The 15,324-nt window shown below is 59.5% G+C and carries 14 protein-coding genes; 6 read left to right on the top strand and 8 right to left on the bottom strand.

Going from position 1 to position 15,324, the window contains the following annotated elements:
* Window positions 1-52 precede the first annotated feature (52 nt).
* The 3 genes from ASU33_RS16445 (at window position 53) to ASU33_RS16435 (ending at window position 4,409) form a co-directional block, all read left to right on the top strand.
* Window positions 53-1,714, top strand: coding sequence for a M28 family peptidase (locus ASU33_RS16445; protein WP_078063196.1), 1,662 nt, complete (start codon window positions 53-55; stop codon window positions 1,712-1,714).
* A 170-nt stretch (window positions 1,715-1,884) separates the two neighbouring features.
* Window positions 1,885-3,264 carry a LutB/LldF family L-lactate oxidation iron-sulfur protein gene (locus ASU33_RS16440; RefSeq protein WP_059071927.1) on the top strand — a complete coding sequence of 460 codons (1,380 nt, stop codon included), beginning with the start codon at window positions 1,885-1,887 and terminating at the stop codon, window positions 3,262-3,264.
* 146 nt (window positions 3,265-3,410) lie between these two features.
* Window positions 3,411-4,409, top strand: a complete 999-nt coding sequence (locus tag ASU33_RS16435; protein ID WP_149867276.1) for a hypothetical protein — start codon at window positions 3,411-3,413, stop codon at window positions 4,407-4,409.
* 75 nt (window positions 4,410-4,484) lie between these two features.
* Here ASU33_RS16435 and sdaAA read toward each other — a convergent pair whose 3' ends face one another.
* Window positions 4,485-5,390, bottom strand: coding sequence for an L-serine ammonia-lyase, iron-sulfur-dependent, subunit alpha (gene sdaAA, locus ASU33_RS16430; RefSeq protein WP_059071925.1), 906 nt, complete (start codon window positions 5,388-5,390; stop codon window positions 4,485-4,487).
* Window positions 5,391-5,598: 208 nt separating this feature from the next.
* On the opposite strand from sdaAA, the gene ASU33_RS16425 reads away from it, so the two are divergent.
* Window positions 5,599-6,039, top strand: coding sequence for a GNAT family N-acetyltransferase (locus ASU33_RS16425; protein WP_059071924.1), 441 nt, complete (start codon window positions 5,599-5,601; stop codon window positions 6,037-6,039).
* 68 nt (window positions 6,040-6,107) lie between these two features.
* Here ASU33_RS16425 and msrB read toward each other — a convergent pair whose 3' ends face one another.
* Both msrB and ASU33_RS16415 read right to left on the bottom strand, forming a co-directional pair.
* A complete protein-coding gene (msrB, locus tag ASU33_RS16420) occupies window positions 6,108-6,566 on the bottom strand; it encodes a peptide-methionine (R)-S-oxide reductase MsrB (protein WP_059071923.1) in 459 nt (152 codons plus the stop codon).
* A 128-nt stretch (window positions 6,567-6,694) separates the two neighbouring features.
* A complete protein-coding gene (locus ASU33_RS16415; protein WP_059071922.1) occupies window positions 6,695-7,489 on the bottom strand; it encodes a M949_RS01915 family surface polysaccharide biosynthesis protein in 795 nt (264 codons plus the stop codon).
* Window positions 7,490-7,645: 156 nt separating this feature from the next.
* Between ASU33_RS16415 and ASU33_RS16410 the strand changes: the two genes are divergently transcribed.
* On the top strand, window positions 7,646-9,163 hold the full coding sequence (locus ASU33_RS16410; protein WP_059072757.1) for a bifunctional ADP-dependent NAD(P)H-hydrate dehydratase/NAD(P)H-hydrate epimerase: 1,518 nt from the start codon (window positions 7,646-7,648) through the stop codon (window positions 9,161-9,163).
* A 9-nt stretch (window positions 9,164-9,172) separates the two neighbouring features.
* Here the strand turns inward: ASU33_RS16410 and ASU33_RS16405 are convergent, their stop codons facing one another.
* From ASU33_RS16405 to pafA, 4 genes are all read right to left on the bottom strand, one after another.
* The gene (locus ASU33_RS16405) at window positions 9,173-10,093 is read right to left on the bottom strand and encodes a UbiA family prenyltransferase (protein WP_078063195.1); all 921 of its coding nucleotides are present in this window, start codon (window positions 10,091-10,093) and stop codon (window positions 9,173-9,175) included.
* A 74-nt stretch (window positions 10,094-10,167) separates the two neighbouring features.
* Complete coding sequence (locus tag ASU33_RS16400) at window positions 10,168-10,872, bottom strand: DUF6766 family protein (RefSeq protein ID WP_286130613.1); 705 nt, start codon at window positions 10,870-10,872, stop codon at window positions 10,168-10,170.
* 147 nt (window positions 10,873-11,019) lie between these two features.
* Window positions 11,020-11,607 carry an inorganic diphosphatase gene (locus ASU33_RS16395; protein ID WP_059071920.1) on the bottom strand — a complete coding sequence of 196 codons (588 nt, stop codon included), beginning with the start codon at window positions 11,605-11,607 and terminating at the stop codon, window positions 11,020-11,022.
* A 91-nt stretch (window positions 11,608-11,698) separates the two neighbouring features.
* Window positions 11,699-13,366 (bottom strand): alkaline phosphatase PafA, encoded by a 1,668-nt coding sequence (gene pafA, locus ASU33_RS16390; RefSeq protein WP_286130612.1) that lies wholly within the window; start codon window positions 13,364-13,366, stop codon window positions 11,699-11,701.
* A 217-nt stretch (window positions 13,367-13,583) separates the two neighbouring features.
* Here pafA and ASU33_RS16385 point away from each other — a divergent pair, with 217 nt between their 5' ends.
* A complete protein-coding gene (locus tag ASU33_RS16385; protein ID WP_160328219.1) occupies window positions 13,584-14,312 on the top strand; it encodes an HAD family hydrolase in 729 nt (242 codons plus the stop codon).
* 93 nt (window positions 14,313-14,405) lie between these two features.
* Here ASU33_RS16385 and atpG read toward each other — a convergent pair whose 3' ends face one another.
* Window positions 14,406-15,299, bottom strand: a complete 894-nt coding sequence (atpG, locus tag ASU33_RS16380; protein WP_059071918.1) for an ATP synthase F1 subunit gamma — start codon at window positions 15,297-15,299, stop codon at window positions 14,406-14,408.
* Between the last annotated feature and the right edge of the window lie 25 nt (window positions 15,300-15,324).

Below are 15,324 nucleotides of genomic sequence, written 5' to 3'. Positions count from 1 at the left end.
TTCCCTCCTGCTCGGGCCCAACAATATTTCCACCAGCTACTATTATTGCCTTATGCACAAACCTCAACTCTACGCCTTGGCAGCAGCTTTGGGCTGGGCGGCCCTAGGTGGCGCGCCGCAGGCCTTGGCCCAGGGCAAGACCAAAGTCAAAACGAAAACTAGAACGGAAAAAGCCGTTGCCCCCGCTCCTACTGACTGGGCCGTAAACTACGCCAACACCATCACGCAGGACGATTTGCGCAAGCACCTGACGGTGCTGGCCTCCGATGCCTACGAAGGCCGCGAAACCGGCGAAAAAGGCCAGAGAATGGCCGCCGACTACCTCGCCAAACAGTTTGCCGCCTTGGGGCTAACCGGCCCGGTGCAGAACTCCGACAGCCCGTACCTGCAGCACTTCACGCTGGAGCGCAACCACTGGGCCGCCGAGCAGATGAAGCTGCAAATTGGCAAGCAGCAGTACCAACTGCTGCAAGACTACTTTATCAGCAGCGACTCGCCGTTTTCGCAGGAAACCACTCTGCAGCCCATTTTTGTGGGCTACGGCATCGAGCAAGACGCCTACAACGATTACGCTGGCCTGGATGTAAAGGGCAAAGACCTGATTGTGCTAGCCGGCGAACCAACCAAGGATGGCAAGCCTCTGCTGAGCACCGACGGCAAGCCCAGCAAGTGGGGCCTCGATACGCGGGCTAAGTCGGCGCTGGCTACGCAAAAAGGCGTCCGGTCGGTGTTCTTTATCAACCCCGATGCCGACAAGTTTGCCCAGAACCTCGCGCGCTTTATGCCCTACCTGAACCAGCCGCGCATGGATTTTCCGGGCAAAGCGCAGGCGCAGTCACCTAGGGCCGCCACGTACTTCATCTCGACGGCGGTCGGTTACGAGTTGCTGAGCAGCAACGCCGAGGGCGTGGCCAAGTACCAAGCGGCTGTGGCTGAGGCTGGCAAGCCGGTAAAAGCTTCGTTTAAGCCCGCAAAAGTGGTGGTACGCTCGCCGCGCAAAACCGAAACCTTCGCCACCGAAAACGTGATGGGCTACCTCGAGGGCACCGACAAGAAAGACGAGGTGCTGGTGCTTTCGGCCCACTACGACCACCTAGGCGTGCGGGACGGCAAAGTGTACAACGGCGCCGACGACGACGGCTCGGGCACGGTATCGGTGCTGGAGCTGGCCGAGGCGTTCGGCAAGGCCAAGGCCGAAGGGCATGGCCCGCGCCGCAGCATCTTGTTCTTGGCCGTAACGGGCGAGGAAAAGGGCCTGTTTGGTTCGGAGTTCTACACCGACAACCCGGTGTTTCCGCTGGCGCAAACCATTGCCGACCTGAACCTGGACATGGTAGGCCGCACCGACGACAACCACAAACCCGGCGACCAATACGTGTGCTTGGTCGGTTCGGATAAGCTCTCGTCGGAGCTGCACGCCATCAGCGAGGACATGAACAAGAAGTACACGCAGCTGGAGCTTGACTACCGCTACAACGACCCCAAAGACCCCGAGCGCGTGTACTACCGCTCCGACCACTACAACTTCGCGCGGCACAAAGTCCCCGTAATCTTCTACACCACCGGCGACCACGCCGATTACCACCAGCTAACCGACGACGTGGAGAAAATTGAATTTCCGCTGATGGAAAAGCGCGGCCGTTTGGTGTTCCATACCGCCTGGGAGCTGGCAAACCGCGACAACCGCCCGGTGGTTGATTCGAACAAGCCCTAGGTGGGGCTGGCCCTTGAGCAGCTGGCAGCAAAATCCTTGGCCACTTGCTCATTACGAGGCACCCAATTGTAGTTAGCTAACAACTGGAAGTCTGCCGAGAACTGAACTCTCGGCAGACTTCCGCATTTTTATAGTCGCAATTGCCGCCGATTGCCTCGATTTGTGCTGCCATGACTACTAAAGCGTCCCAATTCCTGGTCGACTCCGATTCGAAAGCTTTCGACCTGGAGCACCGCCGTAAAATTCGGTTCAACATTGGCAAGTACAACACGGCCGTGCAGCAAGGCCTCGAGTGGTACCGCGACCATGAACTGGCCCGCTCGCGCGCCGCGTACCGCAAAGCGCAAATCGTAAACAACCTCGATCAGTACCTGCTGCAGTGGGAGGAGAACTTTACGAAGCGCGGCGGCAAGGTTATCTGGGCGCAGGATGCCAAGGAAGCCCTCGTTGAAATCGGCAAGATTGTGCAGCGCCGCCGGGCCCGCACCGTGGTAAAGGCTAAGAGCATGACCACGGAGGAAATTCACCTGAACGAATACCTCGAGAAGAACGGCGTCGAATCGGTGGAAACCGACCTAGGCGAGTACATCGTGCAGCTGAATGGCGAGCGGCCCTACCACATCGTAACGCCGGCCATGCACCTGAGCAAAAAGGACATTGCCGACATCTTCGTGAAGCACCTGAAGATTGCGCCCACCGACGACGCCCAGCAGCTGGTGTACACGGCACGCAAGCTGCTGCGCAACAAGTACACCTCGGCCGAAATCGGCATTACGGGCGGCAACTTTCTGGTGGCCGATGTGGGCGGCGTGGCCGTAACCGAAAACGAGGGCAACGCCCGCCTCTCGGCCGCATTTCCGCGCACGCACATTGCCATTGTGGGCATTGAAAAGCTCATTCCCACGCTGCAAGACCTCGACCTGTTCTGGCCGCTGCTTAGCACCAGCGGCACCGGCCAGCAACTCACTGTATACAACACCGTGTACCTAGGGCCGCGCCAACCGCTCGAGAAGGATGGCCCCGAGGAAATGTACGTGGTGCTGCTCGACAACGGCCGCACCAACCTACTGGCCCAGCCCGACAAGCGCGAGGCGCTGCAATGCATTCGGTGCGGAGCCTGCCTGAACGTGTGCCCCGTGTACAAAAACATCGGCGGCCACACCTACGAGGCTACCTACTCCGGCCCCATTGGCTCGGTGATTACGCCGCACCTAGCCGGCTTCTCCGACAACAAGCACCTCAGCTACGCGTCGTCGTTGTGCGGGGCGTGCTCGTCGGTGTGCCCGGTGCGCATTCCCATCCACAACATTTTGCTGCTCAACCGCCAGCAAAGCGTGCGCGAGCACTACAACGATGCCGACGAGGAGCGCGGCATTAAGCTGTGGCTCTACGGCATGAAGCACCGCTGGCTGTGGGGCATGGCGCCCATTTCGGCCAAGCGTTGGGTACTGAACCGCCTGCTGGGCCAAACCGGCTGGAACAAGCGCCGCGAGGCCGTACAGCTGGCGCCCAAATCGTTCCGCCAACTCTGGAAGGAGCGGCAGAAGTAGCCCACCTCGGTTACCTGGGTGCTATCAGACTGGCACTTAACCGCCCGGCATTCTGCGCGTACAACCTCGTCGGATGTTTATAGCGGTGATATATGCTGACTGATTGGGCAATACGAGTCGCCGTGCTACTAGCTGGCATCGCGCTGGTGATTTATACACTGGCAGCGGCCATACGGGCTTTTGTAATGCCGCGCAACGAATCAGTACTGCTTAGCAACCTCGTGTTCCGCGGCATTCGGTTTGTATTTCACTTGGTAGCCGCCACTGGCCGCACGTACGCCCGCCGCGACTGGGTGCTGGCCCTCTACGCCCCCGTGGCGCTGGTGGCATTGCCTGTTGCCTGGTTGGCTCTTATCGCGTTGGGCTACATGGGTATGTACTGGGCCGTGGGCGAAGGCTCGTGGGCGTTTTGCTACAAGCTCAGCAGCAACAGCCTGCTTACGTTGGGCTCTATGGAAGCCAACAGCTTAGTAGGCGCGTTTTTGTCGTACTCCGAGGCCACTTGGGGCTTGCTGCTGATGACGCTGCTCATCTCCTACCTGCCCACTATTTACCAGGCTTTTTCGCGCCGCGAGCTGATTGTGGCGCAGCTCGAGCTACGTGCCGGTGCCCCTAGCTCGGCCACTAACTTAATAGTGTGGCTAAACCGCGGCGGTACCTTGCTCAACGACGACACCCAGTGGCGCATTTGGGAAGAGTGGTTTGTGCAGATCGACGAGACGCACACCTCGCTGCCGGTACTGTCTTTTTTCCGCTCGCCGCAGCCGGGCCGCTCCTGGATTGCCGCCGCCGGCATTCTGCTCGATGCCGCGGCCCTCATCATCAGCGCCGTCGATCAGCCCCGTAGCAACCAAATCGAGTTGAGCTTCAAGGCTGGGTGTTTGGCCGTAAATCGGGTGTACCGCTTTTTCGAGGAGCGGGCCCACAGCAAACCATCCGAGTTGCTCGAGCCTACCAACTCGCTCGAGGAGCCCAGCCGCCAAGAGTTCTTTAACGCCTACAAATGCCTGCAAGAGCACAACGTCAAGCTTAATCCCGATCGGGAAGTTGCGTGGCGGCGCTACCACGCCCTGCGCGGCCGCTACAACGAGGCCGTTACGTTCCTGGCTAAAATTGTAACGGCGCCCGAGGTGAAAACCGTGTAGCCCTAGGTGCCGCAAAAGCAAAGCCCCGCCAGCAGCATGCCGGCGGGGCTTAATTTCTATCCATGACTGGGCCGCTTACGCTTCGGGCTGATCGGGCAAAATCTGGATGTCTTGCACCAGCACTTTCTGCTCTATTTGGCGGGCCCGCGGCGTGTTGGCCAAACCACCCAGGGCCGTTTCCTTGTAGCGCGTTTCCATGCTTTCGCCTACTTCGCCCAGCGCCTGCACGCATTGATCGACGGGGATAACCGGATCGACACCCGCAATGGCAATTTGCGCCGACGAAAAGGCAATGGCCGAGGCCGAAGCGTTGCGCACCACGCAGGGCACCTCTACGAGGCCCGCCACCGGGTCGCACACCAAGCCTAGCATGCACTGAATGGTTATGGCCACGGCTGCAAAGGCCTGCTCCACCGAGCCGCCAAGGCAGTACACAATTGCGCCGGCGCCCATAGCTGCGGCGCTGCCGGTTTCGGCCTGGCAACCGCCTACAGCACCCGCCAACGACGCGTTCTGCTCGATGATGAGCGCCACACCGGCAGCCACCAACAAGCCCTCCAAGATGCAGCGGTCGTCGAGCTTGTGCAGCTCCTGGGTGGTAGTAAGGATACCGGGCAAAATGCCCGAGGCCCCAGCGGTAGGCGCAGCCACCACCCGGCCCATGCACGAGTTTACCTCCTTGGCACCTAGGGCACGGGTTACGAGCATCTTGAACTCGGGCGAGAGCACCGTGACGGGCGAAGCGGCCACTTTTTTGGCGCCGTTCTTAATCATGCCCGAGCGCGAGGTCATGTCCTCGCTCAGGCCGGTGCGCACGGCGTCGCGCATCACATCGTAGGCGCGCTGCAGGCCGTCCCAGATTTCTTCTTCGGAGCGGCCTTTCTGCTCCACTTCATAGGCCAGCACCGGCTGCCACAGCGCCTCGCCGGTTTTGGCACAATGCGCTTGCCAGCTGGCAAAATCATTAAAAAGCAACGACATGGGAATGCGGGGAAAAGCGGGTCAGTAAGTAAGCGGATGGGGGGCAATAGTTGCTAAACGCGCTTGCGCACCTAGGGGTGCCGGCAAAAGCACATTTTAGCAGCCGATGCGCACAGGCAGCTGTTTCTACCTAGCAGCACAGCTTCCAAAGATACCGCTTACTTTCCGCCCAAAATAGGCCTACGCGGCCCTTTGCTCTTCTCTGCGCATGTCGTCAACAGTTTTCACGGTTTCCACCGATAGCAGCCGCCTCGATGTCGGCTTTATTCACGATTTTCTGAGCAACCGCTCGTACTGGGCGCCTGGCATCAGCCGCGAGCTGGTGGAGCGCTCCATTAGCAACTCGCTGTGCTTTGGCGTGTACACGGCCCAAGGCCAGCAGGTAGGCTTTGCCCGCATCATCTCCGACCGCGCCACTTTTGCCTACCTCTGCGACGTGTTTGTGCTGGAGGAGTACCGCGGTCAGGGCCTCAGCAAGCTACTGATGACGCACATTTCGGCGCACCCCGAGCTGCAAGGCCTGCGCCGCTGGATGCTCGGCACCCGCGACGCCCACTCGCTGTACGAACAGTTCGGCTTCACGCCCCTCGCCAGCCCGCAGCGCTTCATGGAAAACGCCAAGCTCGATCCGTACCGGGCTCAGTCATAAACGATAACGCCTAGGCACCCCGCACGCTCAGCACGCCGGGCACCTAGGCGTTGCATAGGCACTGAAAACTACGCGTTGGCTTCCTGCTCTACCAGCTTCACGGCGGCCGAGTTGATGCAGTAGCGCAAGCCCGTGGGCGCCGGGCCATCGGGGAACACGTGGCCTTGGTGGGCATCGCACACGTTGCAGAGCACCTCCACGCGCACCATGCCGTAGCTGGTGTCCTTCTTGTATTTCACCACGTTGTCGCGCACCGGTTCGGTAAAGCTCGGCCAGCCTGTGCCCGATTCGAACTTGGTGCGCGAATCGTAGCAGGGCGTGCCGCAGCACACACAGGCGTACAGGCCGGGGTCGTGGGCCTCGCAGTACTCGCCCGTAAAGGCGCGCTCGGTGCCGTGCTGGCGGGTAATGCGGTATTGCTCGGGCGTGAGCTGCTCGCGCCACTCAGCATCGTTTTTTTCCACGCGGCGGTCGGGGGCGGGTACCCCGTTATTGGCAAAGCGAATTACATCGGCCCAAGTTTGCATATGAGTACGGGTTGAGTGCAGGTTGATGACAGAGTTATAAGCAACGGTTTTGGGGCCCGGCTGGTTTGGCGGCACGCAAGCAGGCCACTCCCCGCGGGGCGTACCTTACCGCTGATTGCCCAGCACGGCTAAAATTGTTCAAACTCATCGTGGGTTATCCAACGACGCCACTGGGCACGGGCAAAGTGCAGAAAAGCGGGCGGTGCCGCCCTAAAGTCGTTTTCGTTCTGGTAGCGACCGGCCAGCAATTCGTAGCCCTCCGGAGCATCCAGCTGCTCCTTGCTAAGGGTATCGGTACAGCAGGAGTTGGCGGGTACGCGCCGCAGCAGCGGCACCGAATCGTACTGCACTACCATTTGGCCGCGCAAGGCGTACTTGGCCTTGCCTTCGTGCATGATGAGCTTCATGTCGGAGGGGCTGACGTCGCTGCGGCAGGTTAGCTTATAAACGAGCGTGGTTTCGGTGGTGCCGTCGTGGTCTAGGTCGGTAATGCGCGTCGAGCCCGGCAGCGGGCCCAGCCACATGTCGAAGGGGCAGTTGCGCACCGCATCCTGCAGGCGCCACATCTCCTGAAATTCCCCGGAAGGCAAGCGCACGTACTGCCGAGCGTATAGCTCCACGTGGCTTTCCTCGTCGGTGTACTTGGTTGTGCGCTCGGCTGCCGGGTGCGTGCGGTACAGCACCAGCAAGTTTTCACCGGCGGCGTCGGTCCAGCGGCGGGCTTGGAGCAGTTTGCCCGGCAGCTTCTCCAAGCGCGGCAGTTGCGCGGCCGTCAACGAATCAACCTTACCCGCCCAGCCCGCCGCGGCTGGCACCGCGCCCTTTGCCGGTGCAGCTGACGTTGGCTTTTCGTCAGTGGGGCCCGATTGGCAAGCGGCCACCGCTGTCAGCAGCGGCAGCACCAGGCGAAATCCTCGTTGCATACGGGCAAACCTAGTGTATTTGCGTTTGTGCGACAGAGCGGCTTTGCCTGCATAGCTGGCATGAGCTTTCAACTAACACCTGCACGAGTAACCGGCCCGCGCTACATTCAGACAAAATTCGCGTACCCGCAGAGTACCGTGCTCAATCCGTGTTTTATGAAGCTACTCACCGCTGCCCAAACCCGCGAAGCCGATGCGGCCACCATCCGAGAAGAAGGCATTAGCTCGGCCGAGTTGATGGAGCGCGCCGCCTTCGCCTTCGTAACCTGGCTGCAGGTTCGCCTCTCCCCTGCCGCCGATACCCAAGTGCTGGTGCTGTGCGGCCCCGGCAACAACGGCGGCGATGGATTAGCGGCGGCGCGCTTGCTGCACCAACAAGGCTACCTTGTGCAAGTAGGCCTGCTGCCTGCCGACCGGCACTCGGCCGATTGGGAAGTAAACCGTGCGCGGTTGCCCGCGGAGCTACCCGTAGCCGAATGGCAACCCGAACACTTTCCGGCCATCAGCCCTAACACCGTTGTAGTTGATGCGCTGTTTGGCACTGGCCTCAGCCGCCCGCTCGAGGGTACGGCCGCCGCTTTGGTGCAACACCTAAATGCTGCGCAGGCGCGGGTTGTAAGCATAGATGTGCCTTCGGGGCTGTTTGCCGATGCTCCGCAGCCGGTTGGCAGCGCCGTAGTGAAGGCACGTTACACGGTTGGTTTCGAGCTGCCGAAGCTGGCATTGCTGCTGCCGCAGAACGCGGAGTTTGTTGGCCGGTGGCACGTGGTGCCCATTGGCCTTAGCCCTAGGTACCTGGCCGATGTGCCAGCTAGCATGTACCTGGCAGATGCTGCGTTGCTAGCTGGCCGTTTGCCCGCTCGCGCCACCTTCGCTCACAAAGGCACCTTCGGGCATGCGCTGCTGCTGGCGGGCAGCCGTGGCAAAGTGGGCGCGGCAGTGCTGGCCGCCCAAGCCTGCCTGCGCGGCGGCGTAGGACTGCTAACGGTGAGCGTACCGGCTGTGGGATACGCCGTATTGCAAAGCACCGTACCCGAGGCCATGTGCCTGCCCGACGACTGCAAAACCCACCTCACCAACTTGCCCGAGCTAAGACCCTACGCCGCTGTGGGCATGGGCCCCGGTATCGACCAGGCAGATGATACCCGCGCCGTGCTGGAGGAGCTCCTATGCACTGCCAAGGCGCCGTTGGTGCTCGATGCCGACGCGTTAAACCTACTAGGGGCCAACCGTAGCCTGCTCGATCTGCTGCCGCCTAGCACCATCCTTACTCCGCACCCCAAGGAGTTTGAGCGCCTCACCGAACCCGCCCAGCACGACTACCACCGCCTGGAGCTGCTGCGTGGCTTTGCCCGACACTACCGCTGCTACGTGGTGCTCAAAGGGGCTTACTCCTGCCTGGCTACGCCCGATGGCCAGCTGTATTTCAACACCACGGGCAACCCAAGCATGGCCACCGGCGGTAGCGGCGACGTACTTACGGGCTTGCTTACCGCCCTGCGCGCCGATAAGCGCCTGAGTGCTTTGGACGCAGTTCTAATAGGCCTGTACGCTCACGGCCGCGCTGCCGATATAGCCGTTGCCGACACCGGCCAAGCAGGCCTCGTTGCTGGCGATTTGCCGCGTTACATTGGCCAAGCGTTGCAAGAGCTTACCACACCCGATAGCCTTTAGGCTGCCGCCCTAGGTACCCAACATTGTGGCAGCCACATACAACGCTACCGCCTGCACTAGCAATAGTCCATCGGCTAACAAAGCAAAGTAGTAGTCGGAGCGGGCTTCTTCGGCAAACCACACCACCAAGGCCGTAAGCAGCGTAGGCACGGCCAGCACCCATTGCCCGGTGGTAAGTGGCAATCCAGGCAGTACCAAGCTCGCCGAGGCCACCACACAACCTAGGGCAACGTAGCGGCCCCGTTCGTAGCCTAGCAAAACGGGCAACGTGGCGGTGCCAGCACGCCGGTCGCGGCTGATATCGCGCAGATCAAACACCAGCGCTATAGCCAGGATGAAAAAGAAGCGGCGCGCAAACAGCAGCCCCACGGGGGCAGACACAAGCGACTGCTCAAGGCAAAGTGCCGGCAACCACACCGTAACCGCGCTCCACACATAACCAATCAGCAATGTCTTTAGCCCCGGTATGTCGCGCAGCCCCCGGCGGCGGCCGCCGTTGCGCCCTGGCAGCACCGGCCACGAGTAAGCCAACGACAACAAAGCCAGATGTGCCAAAAACCACGTCAGCCGCTCGATAAACGGGCTGGTGAAGTAAAGCGCCAGCACAGCCGCTGCCGAGCCAAGCACCACCACGAGCAGCAACGGGCGGTGTTGCACAATCCAGCGCCGCCGGGCAGGCACGTTGGGCGGTAGGCGCAGGTTGTGGCGCCGAGCCCCATTGAGGTTGTACACCAACAGCGTGGCCACAAACACCAGCCCCGGCACCGAAAGCGGCAACGGCTGCTGCCAGTACCGCGCCGAGGCCGCTACCAAGGCCGCCGCCGCCGCCGCTAGCAACCCGTTGCCATACAGCACAGCATCGGCCACCGCCCAAAACAAGGGCCGCCAGTACCATGGGGTTGATGACGATGATGCAACAGGTTCGGGCATTGGGGCGGGTGGCGCGGGCAGTTGAGCCTTGACCGTGCAAAATACGCTTACCAGCGCTGCCCGCCACCTAGGCGCTACTTACCCGTTTCGCTGTGCGACGCATCAACGGGCTTCGACTCGGGCGAGCCGTGCTGGCGCAGCCATATCGACAGCACTACAATGGCCACAATGCTCATAAACTCGCTTTGCCAGTTTTGCATCGACTCGAACCAGAACCGCCCTGTTGCCATGTAGCCCCACACATCCACGGTTTGCTTGCCGTGGGCCTGCTGCTCGATGTTGTATACTTCGGCGCCACCTAGGGCGTGCAAAAACATCGAGGTCAAAAACAGCGAAAAAAACGCAATGCTGAGCGACCTGCGGTACAGCGCCAGCACCCAACCGCCGCGCTTTACGGGCGCGGGAGCATCAGGTTTGTTCGGGTCGGGCTCCCGGTCTACGTCTTCTTCCTCGTCAATCTTCTTCGATTCGGCGGAGCCTTTCTGGCGCAGTTTCACGGTCAGCACCACGTAGAGGGCCATCTGCAGAAACTCGCTTTCCCAGTTTTCGAATGTGGCTTCAAGCCAGTGCCCCGATGTAATGTATTGCCCTAGCGTAAGCGCGTTCAGGCGCAAATCCTTGAGCTCTTCGTTGTACTCGTGCCAGCCAGTCAGCGTTTGGCCGACGAGCGTAAGCACAATAAGAGTCGTGACGGTAAGAGAAAGACTGTTCTCGTACAGGAACCGCTTCAGCGACGAAGCTGGCGCTGCTGGTGGCGAGGTGGCTATTTGGGGCGTCATGCAGGTGCAATAGGAAGGATGTAGCCATTTGTACGCCCCAGCTGCTATAAATGTGTTACAGGATACTTGGTAATAAGCAAAAAGCCTCCGCCCAATTTGGGCAGAGGCTTGCTGGCTAAGCGCTTGTGTACCAAAAGCACCTAGGGCTTACAGCATCGAGAGCTGGGCTTGGTGGTTCTTATGACGGAAGGTTTCGTCGTAGAGGCGCAGGCTGTCCTGCACAATCTTGTATGCCTCCTCGCGGCCCATAAACTTCTCTACTACCACGTGCTTGTTTTCGAGCTTTTTGTAGTCCTCGAAGAAGCGCTGCATTTCGAGCAGGGTGTGCGGGGGCAGCTCCGAAATGTCGTTGTAGTGGTTCATCGACACGTCGTTGGCGGCCACGGCAATGATCTTGTCGTCCTCCTCGTTGTTGTCGATCATCTGCATCACGCCAATTACTTTAGCCTCGATTAGGCACATCGGCACCACGTCAACCGAGCACAGCACCAGCACGTCGAGGGGGTCTTTGTCGTCGCAGTAGGTTTGCGGAATAAAGCCGTAAGCAGCCGGGTAGTGCACCGCCGAGAACAGCACGCGGTCGAGTTTCAGCAAGCCGCTATCTTTATCGAGCTCGTACTTACCCTTCGAACCCTTCGGAATTTCGATGATGGCGTTTACCGTTTGCGGGGCCTTGGAACCGTAATTAACGTCGTGCCAGGGGTTGAAATGCGTAGTTGAGTGAGAGTGAGGCATTGCAGATGATGAGAGTTGGGCGGGCTAGTAAGTGCAGCCTCCGCCGGGTAAAGGATGAGTTTGTACGAGAGTAGAAGCCGAAAGGCTGGGCTTATTTCTTCTTGCTGAGCACCTCTTGCAACGGTTGCCCTGTGCAGCCGCTAGGTTCCTGAATGTGCAGGAAGCGCGCTACGGTGGGCGCAATATCGGTAATGCGCGCCGGGCGAGCCGATTCGCCGTGCGGTACGCGCCAGCCCCAGAACAGCAAAGGTACGTGCGTATCGTATGCGCCCGACGAGCCGTGCGTGGTGCCTTTCATGACGGGGTAACCATAGGCCTCGAGCCAACCGGGAGCCAGCACCACCATCACGTCGCCGCTACGCTTCGGAAAGTACCCATTCTCGAGGTACATCAGCATACCGCTTTCCCAATGCGATTTTTCGAGGTCGGTAGCGGTAATGGCGCGCGTCACACCCGCAAACTGCGTCATGATGCCGGCTACCTCCTGCTGCATTTGGTACAGGTCTAGTTTCTTCTGGGCCAGTAGGGGGCGGTTCAGGTATACCTGCTGGTTTTCGTAGCTCAGCACCCACTGGCCTGGCCCGAAGCGGCGTACCAATTGGCGCTGCAGCGAGTCGCGCATCAGCGTTACGCCCACACCGTTGCCCGGCAAGCGTTGGCTGCGCAAAAACTCGGTAGCGTGCGCCGCACCGTGGTCGGCGGATAGGAACACCAACGACTGGCCTTTGCCAACGTTCTTGTCGAGGTAATTAAGCAAACGGGCAATGTCGCGGTCGAGGCGCAGGTAAGTGTCCTCGGTTTCGATAGCGTTTACCCCAAAGTGGTGCCCCACGTAATCCGTCGACGAGAAGCTAAGCGCCAGAAAGTCGGTTTGGCCACGCTGCCCCAGCTGCTCCGCCCGGATGGCCTCCAAGGCAAAGTCCAACGTAAGCGTATTGCCAAACGGCGTCGTCCGGATAAGATCGAGGTTCGTGCTGGGTACTTTCTCGCCGGCTGCCAACATGGTTTTGCGCACATCGGCGGGAGCCACCCCACTCAGGGTTGGCAAATTGTGCGGAAACACCGGCTTCTCTTCGCCGCGGAAGGTGTTCTCCCATGGCACATCGTCGGCTGTGCTTTCGGTGTACTCGCTAATAGGCAACAGCGTCTCCCAGGGCTTGCTCAGGTACTGCTCGGCTAGCTTTCGCTGGTTAAACTGCTGCACCCATTCAGGAAGCTGCTGCGCGTAAAAAGTGCTCGTGATGAAAGCACCGTTGCTGTTATCGAACCAATAAGCGGCGCTGGCAGCGTGCCCGGCAGGCAGTACCGAGCCGCGGTCCTTAATGCACACCCCAATGGTTTTACTCTGAAAGTTGCTCGCCAGGCGTAGCTCGTCGGTAATGGTAGACGTGAGCATATTGCGCGGCGATTGTTGCCCCGCAGCAGGCGAGCCGCCTACCGGCTGCACGCTCTTATCCTCGGTTACGTACGTGCCTTTGCCAGCTTCGCGCACGTGCCAGTTGTTGCCTACAATACCGTGTACCGACGGGGTGGTACCGGTGTAGATGCTGGCGTGCCCCGGCCCGGTGTAGGTAGGCACGTAGTTGTAGTGAGTATTCTCGTAGCTGAAGCCTTCGCCAAGCAGGCGTTTGAAGCCATCGTTGCTGTACTTGCTCCAGTAGCGGTACAGGTAATCATAGCGCATCTGATCTACCACAATGCCTACCACCAGTTTGGGCCTGGGCAAGGCTTTGGTTTTCTGCGCTATGGCTGGCGCCACACTGCCTAGTAGGGCAGCCGTCGCCAGTAATCCGGTCAAGAAGGTATTTCGCATAAAAAAACGCCGGCCGGCAGCCTTGCATAGCTCCGGCCAAGTTTGCGGCCGCAAAGGTAGCAGGCAAATGCGCAAGCCCGGCTATGGCAGCCTTAGCGGGCTACTTCCCGTACACGCACGCGGCCGCGCTTTGGTTACCTCACCTCTACTGCGACTTACTATTATGCCCCTCCATGCCTCTGATCACGCCCTTATCTTCGATATGGATGGCGTACTCATTGATAATACGCGCTACCAAGCCAAGGCCTTCCAACTGTTGTTTCGCGAATTGGGCCTGCAGACCAACGCCCTTAATTTGCTGAAGCGCCTGAACGGCATGCCAGCCACTAACATTCTTAAAACCGTGTACCGCAACCCGGTGCCCGAAAAGGAGCTCAAAACCTACGCCGACCGCCGCGAGTTTTTGTACCGGGTGCTGTATTGGAATAAACGCCAGGAAGTAGCCGGCCTCAGCAACTTTCTGCAAGCCGCACGGGCCGCAGGCTTCAAAATAGCCCTAGGTACCGGCTCGGCACCCGAAACCATTGGGTATATCATCGACCACCTTAATCTGCGTCGCTTTTTTGATGTGGTAGTTGGCAAGGCCGATGTAGACCGAGGCAAACCCCACGCCGATACCTTCAGCGAAGCAGCCAAACAGCTAGGCATTCCGCCGGACCGCTGCGTGGTGTTTGAAGATGCAGTGTTAGGCGAACAAGCGGCCTACAAAGCCAAGATGCGCTGTATATGCCTAAGCACCAGTATCAGTAGCAGTAAGTTTCAGACTCCAATGCACGTCATGAAAGATTTCACGCAGCTAACTCCAGCGCGCGTACTAGAGTTGCTAGAGCAAAACCCATACACCCCTAAGCCCGGTAAGCACATTTCCGAGCGGGACTATGCGAAGCTTTAACTGCCTGCCTCGCTGTACCGGTCCCTTGCTTGATGAACACTAAAAAAGCCTGCTCCGGCTGGAGCAGGCTTTTTCTAAAGTGAAGTAGTAAGCTTAGCGGCTTGCGGCCAGAGCTTCGGCACCACCCACGATTTCGAGAATCTCGTTTGTGATGGCGGCCTGACGGCCCCGGTTGTAAGTCAACTTAAGCGACTTCAGCAATTCGCCAGCGTTTTCAGTAGCCTTGTCCATGGCCGTCATGCGGGCGCCGTGCTCAGAAGCATTGCTTTCCAGTACGGCCTTGTACAGCTGGATCTTCAGCGAAGTCGGAATCAGGTTTAGCACGATTTCCTCCTTGCTCGGCTCGAAAATGTAGTCGATGTTGGAAGTAGTCGTGGTGGTCGTGGGCTCAGCGGGCGGCAGAATGGGCAGCAGTTGCTCCGTACGGATAATCTGCGTAGCCACGTTCTTAAACTCGTTGTACACCACTACTACCTGGTCGTACTGCCCGGCGCGGAAAGCGTCCATAGCTTCTTCAGCAGCCACGCGCACCGTGTCGAACGAGAGGTTCGTGAACACGTTGGTGTGGTTACCCACCAGCAGACCGCGGCGGCCAAAGTAGTCGTGTGCTTTACGGCCAATTGCCATAACACGCACGTTGCCAGCAGCAGCCAAGTCGGCATAACGCTCCTGAATTAGAGCGTTCGTAGCCTTGAAGATGTTGCTATTGAAAGCACCAGCCAAGCCACGATCCGAGGTAACAGCAATGATCAACACGCGGCGCACGTCGCGCACTACGCCGTATTCGCCAGTAACATTGTCCTCGGCATTGCCCTGCGACAAATTAGCGAGGATGCTGTTAAGCCGTTGCGCGTAAGGGCGCATGCGCATGATGTTATCCTGCGCGCGGCGCAACTTCGCGGCCGCCACCATTTTCATGGCTTTGGTAATTTGCTGCGTCGAGCTTACCGACTGAATGCGGCCGCGGACTTCTTTTAAGCTTGCCATGCTTGCTATAAATGAGTTGTCAGTT

The sequence above is a fragment of the Solirubrum puertoriconensis genome (genome assembly GCF_001483135.1).
Classification (GTDB): Bacteria; Bacteroidota; Bacteroidia; order Cytophagales; family Hymenobacteraceae; genus Solirubrum; species Solirubrum puertoriconensis.
Note: the sequence above shows the minus strand (reverse complement) of the source record. Positions and strands in the feature narration are given on the sequence as shown.

What these genes read in the sequence shown, in the direction of transcription:
- ASU33_RS16445 (WP_078063196.1), top strand. Translation starts at nt 53, where the DNA reads ATGCACAAACCTCAACTCTACGCCTTGGCAGCAGCTTTGGGCTGGGCG.
- ASU33_RS16425 (WP_059071924.1), top strand. Translation starts at nt 5,599, where the DNA reads ATGTCGTCAACAGTTTTCACGGTTTCCACCGATAGCAGCCGCCTCGAT.
- ASU33_RS16395 (WP_059071920.1), bottom strand. Translation starts at nt 11,607, where the DNA reads ATGCCTCACTCTCACTCAACTACGCATTTCAACCCCTGGCACGACGTT.
- atpG (WP_059071918.1), bottom strand. Translation starts at nt 15,299, where the DNA reads ATGGCAAGCTTAAAAGAAGTCCGCGGCCGCATTCAGTCGGTAAGCTCG.
- ASU33_RS16440 (WP_059071927.1), top strand. Translation starts at nt 1,885, where the DNA reads ATGACTACTAAAGCGTCCCAATTCCTGGTCGACTCCGATTCGAAAGCT.
- ASU33_RS16415 (WP_059071922.1), bottom strand. Translation starts at nt 7,489, where the DNA reads ATGCAACGAGGATTTCGCCTGGTGCTGCCGCTGCTGACAGCGGTGGCC.
- ASU33_RS16410 (WP_059072757.1), top strand. Translation starts at nt 7,646, where the DNA reads ATGAAGCTACTCACCGCTGCCCAAACCCGCGAAGCCGATGCGGCCACC.
- sdaAA (WP_059071925.1), bottom strand. Translation starts at nt 5,390, where the DNA reads ATGTCGTTGCTTTTTAATGATTTTGCCAGCTGGCAAGCGCATTGTGCC.
- ASU33_RS16405 (WP_078063195.1), bottom strand. Translation starts at nt 10,093, where the DNA reads ATGCCCGAACCTGTTGCATCATCGTCATCAACCCCATGGTACTGGCGG.
- ASU33_RS16385 (WP_160328219.1), top strand. Translation starts at nt 13,584, where the DNA reads ATGCCCCTCCATGCCTCTGATCACGCCCTTATCTTCGATATGGATGGC.
- ASU33_RS16400 (WP_286130613.1), bottom strand. Translation starts at nt 10,872, where the DNA reads ATGACGCCCCAAATAGCCACCTCGCCACCAGCAGCGCCAGCTTCGTCG.
- msrB (WP_059071923.1), bottom strand. Translation starts at nt 6,566, where the DNA reads ATGCAAACTTGGGCCGATGTAATTCGCTTTGCCAATAACGGGGTACCC.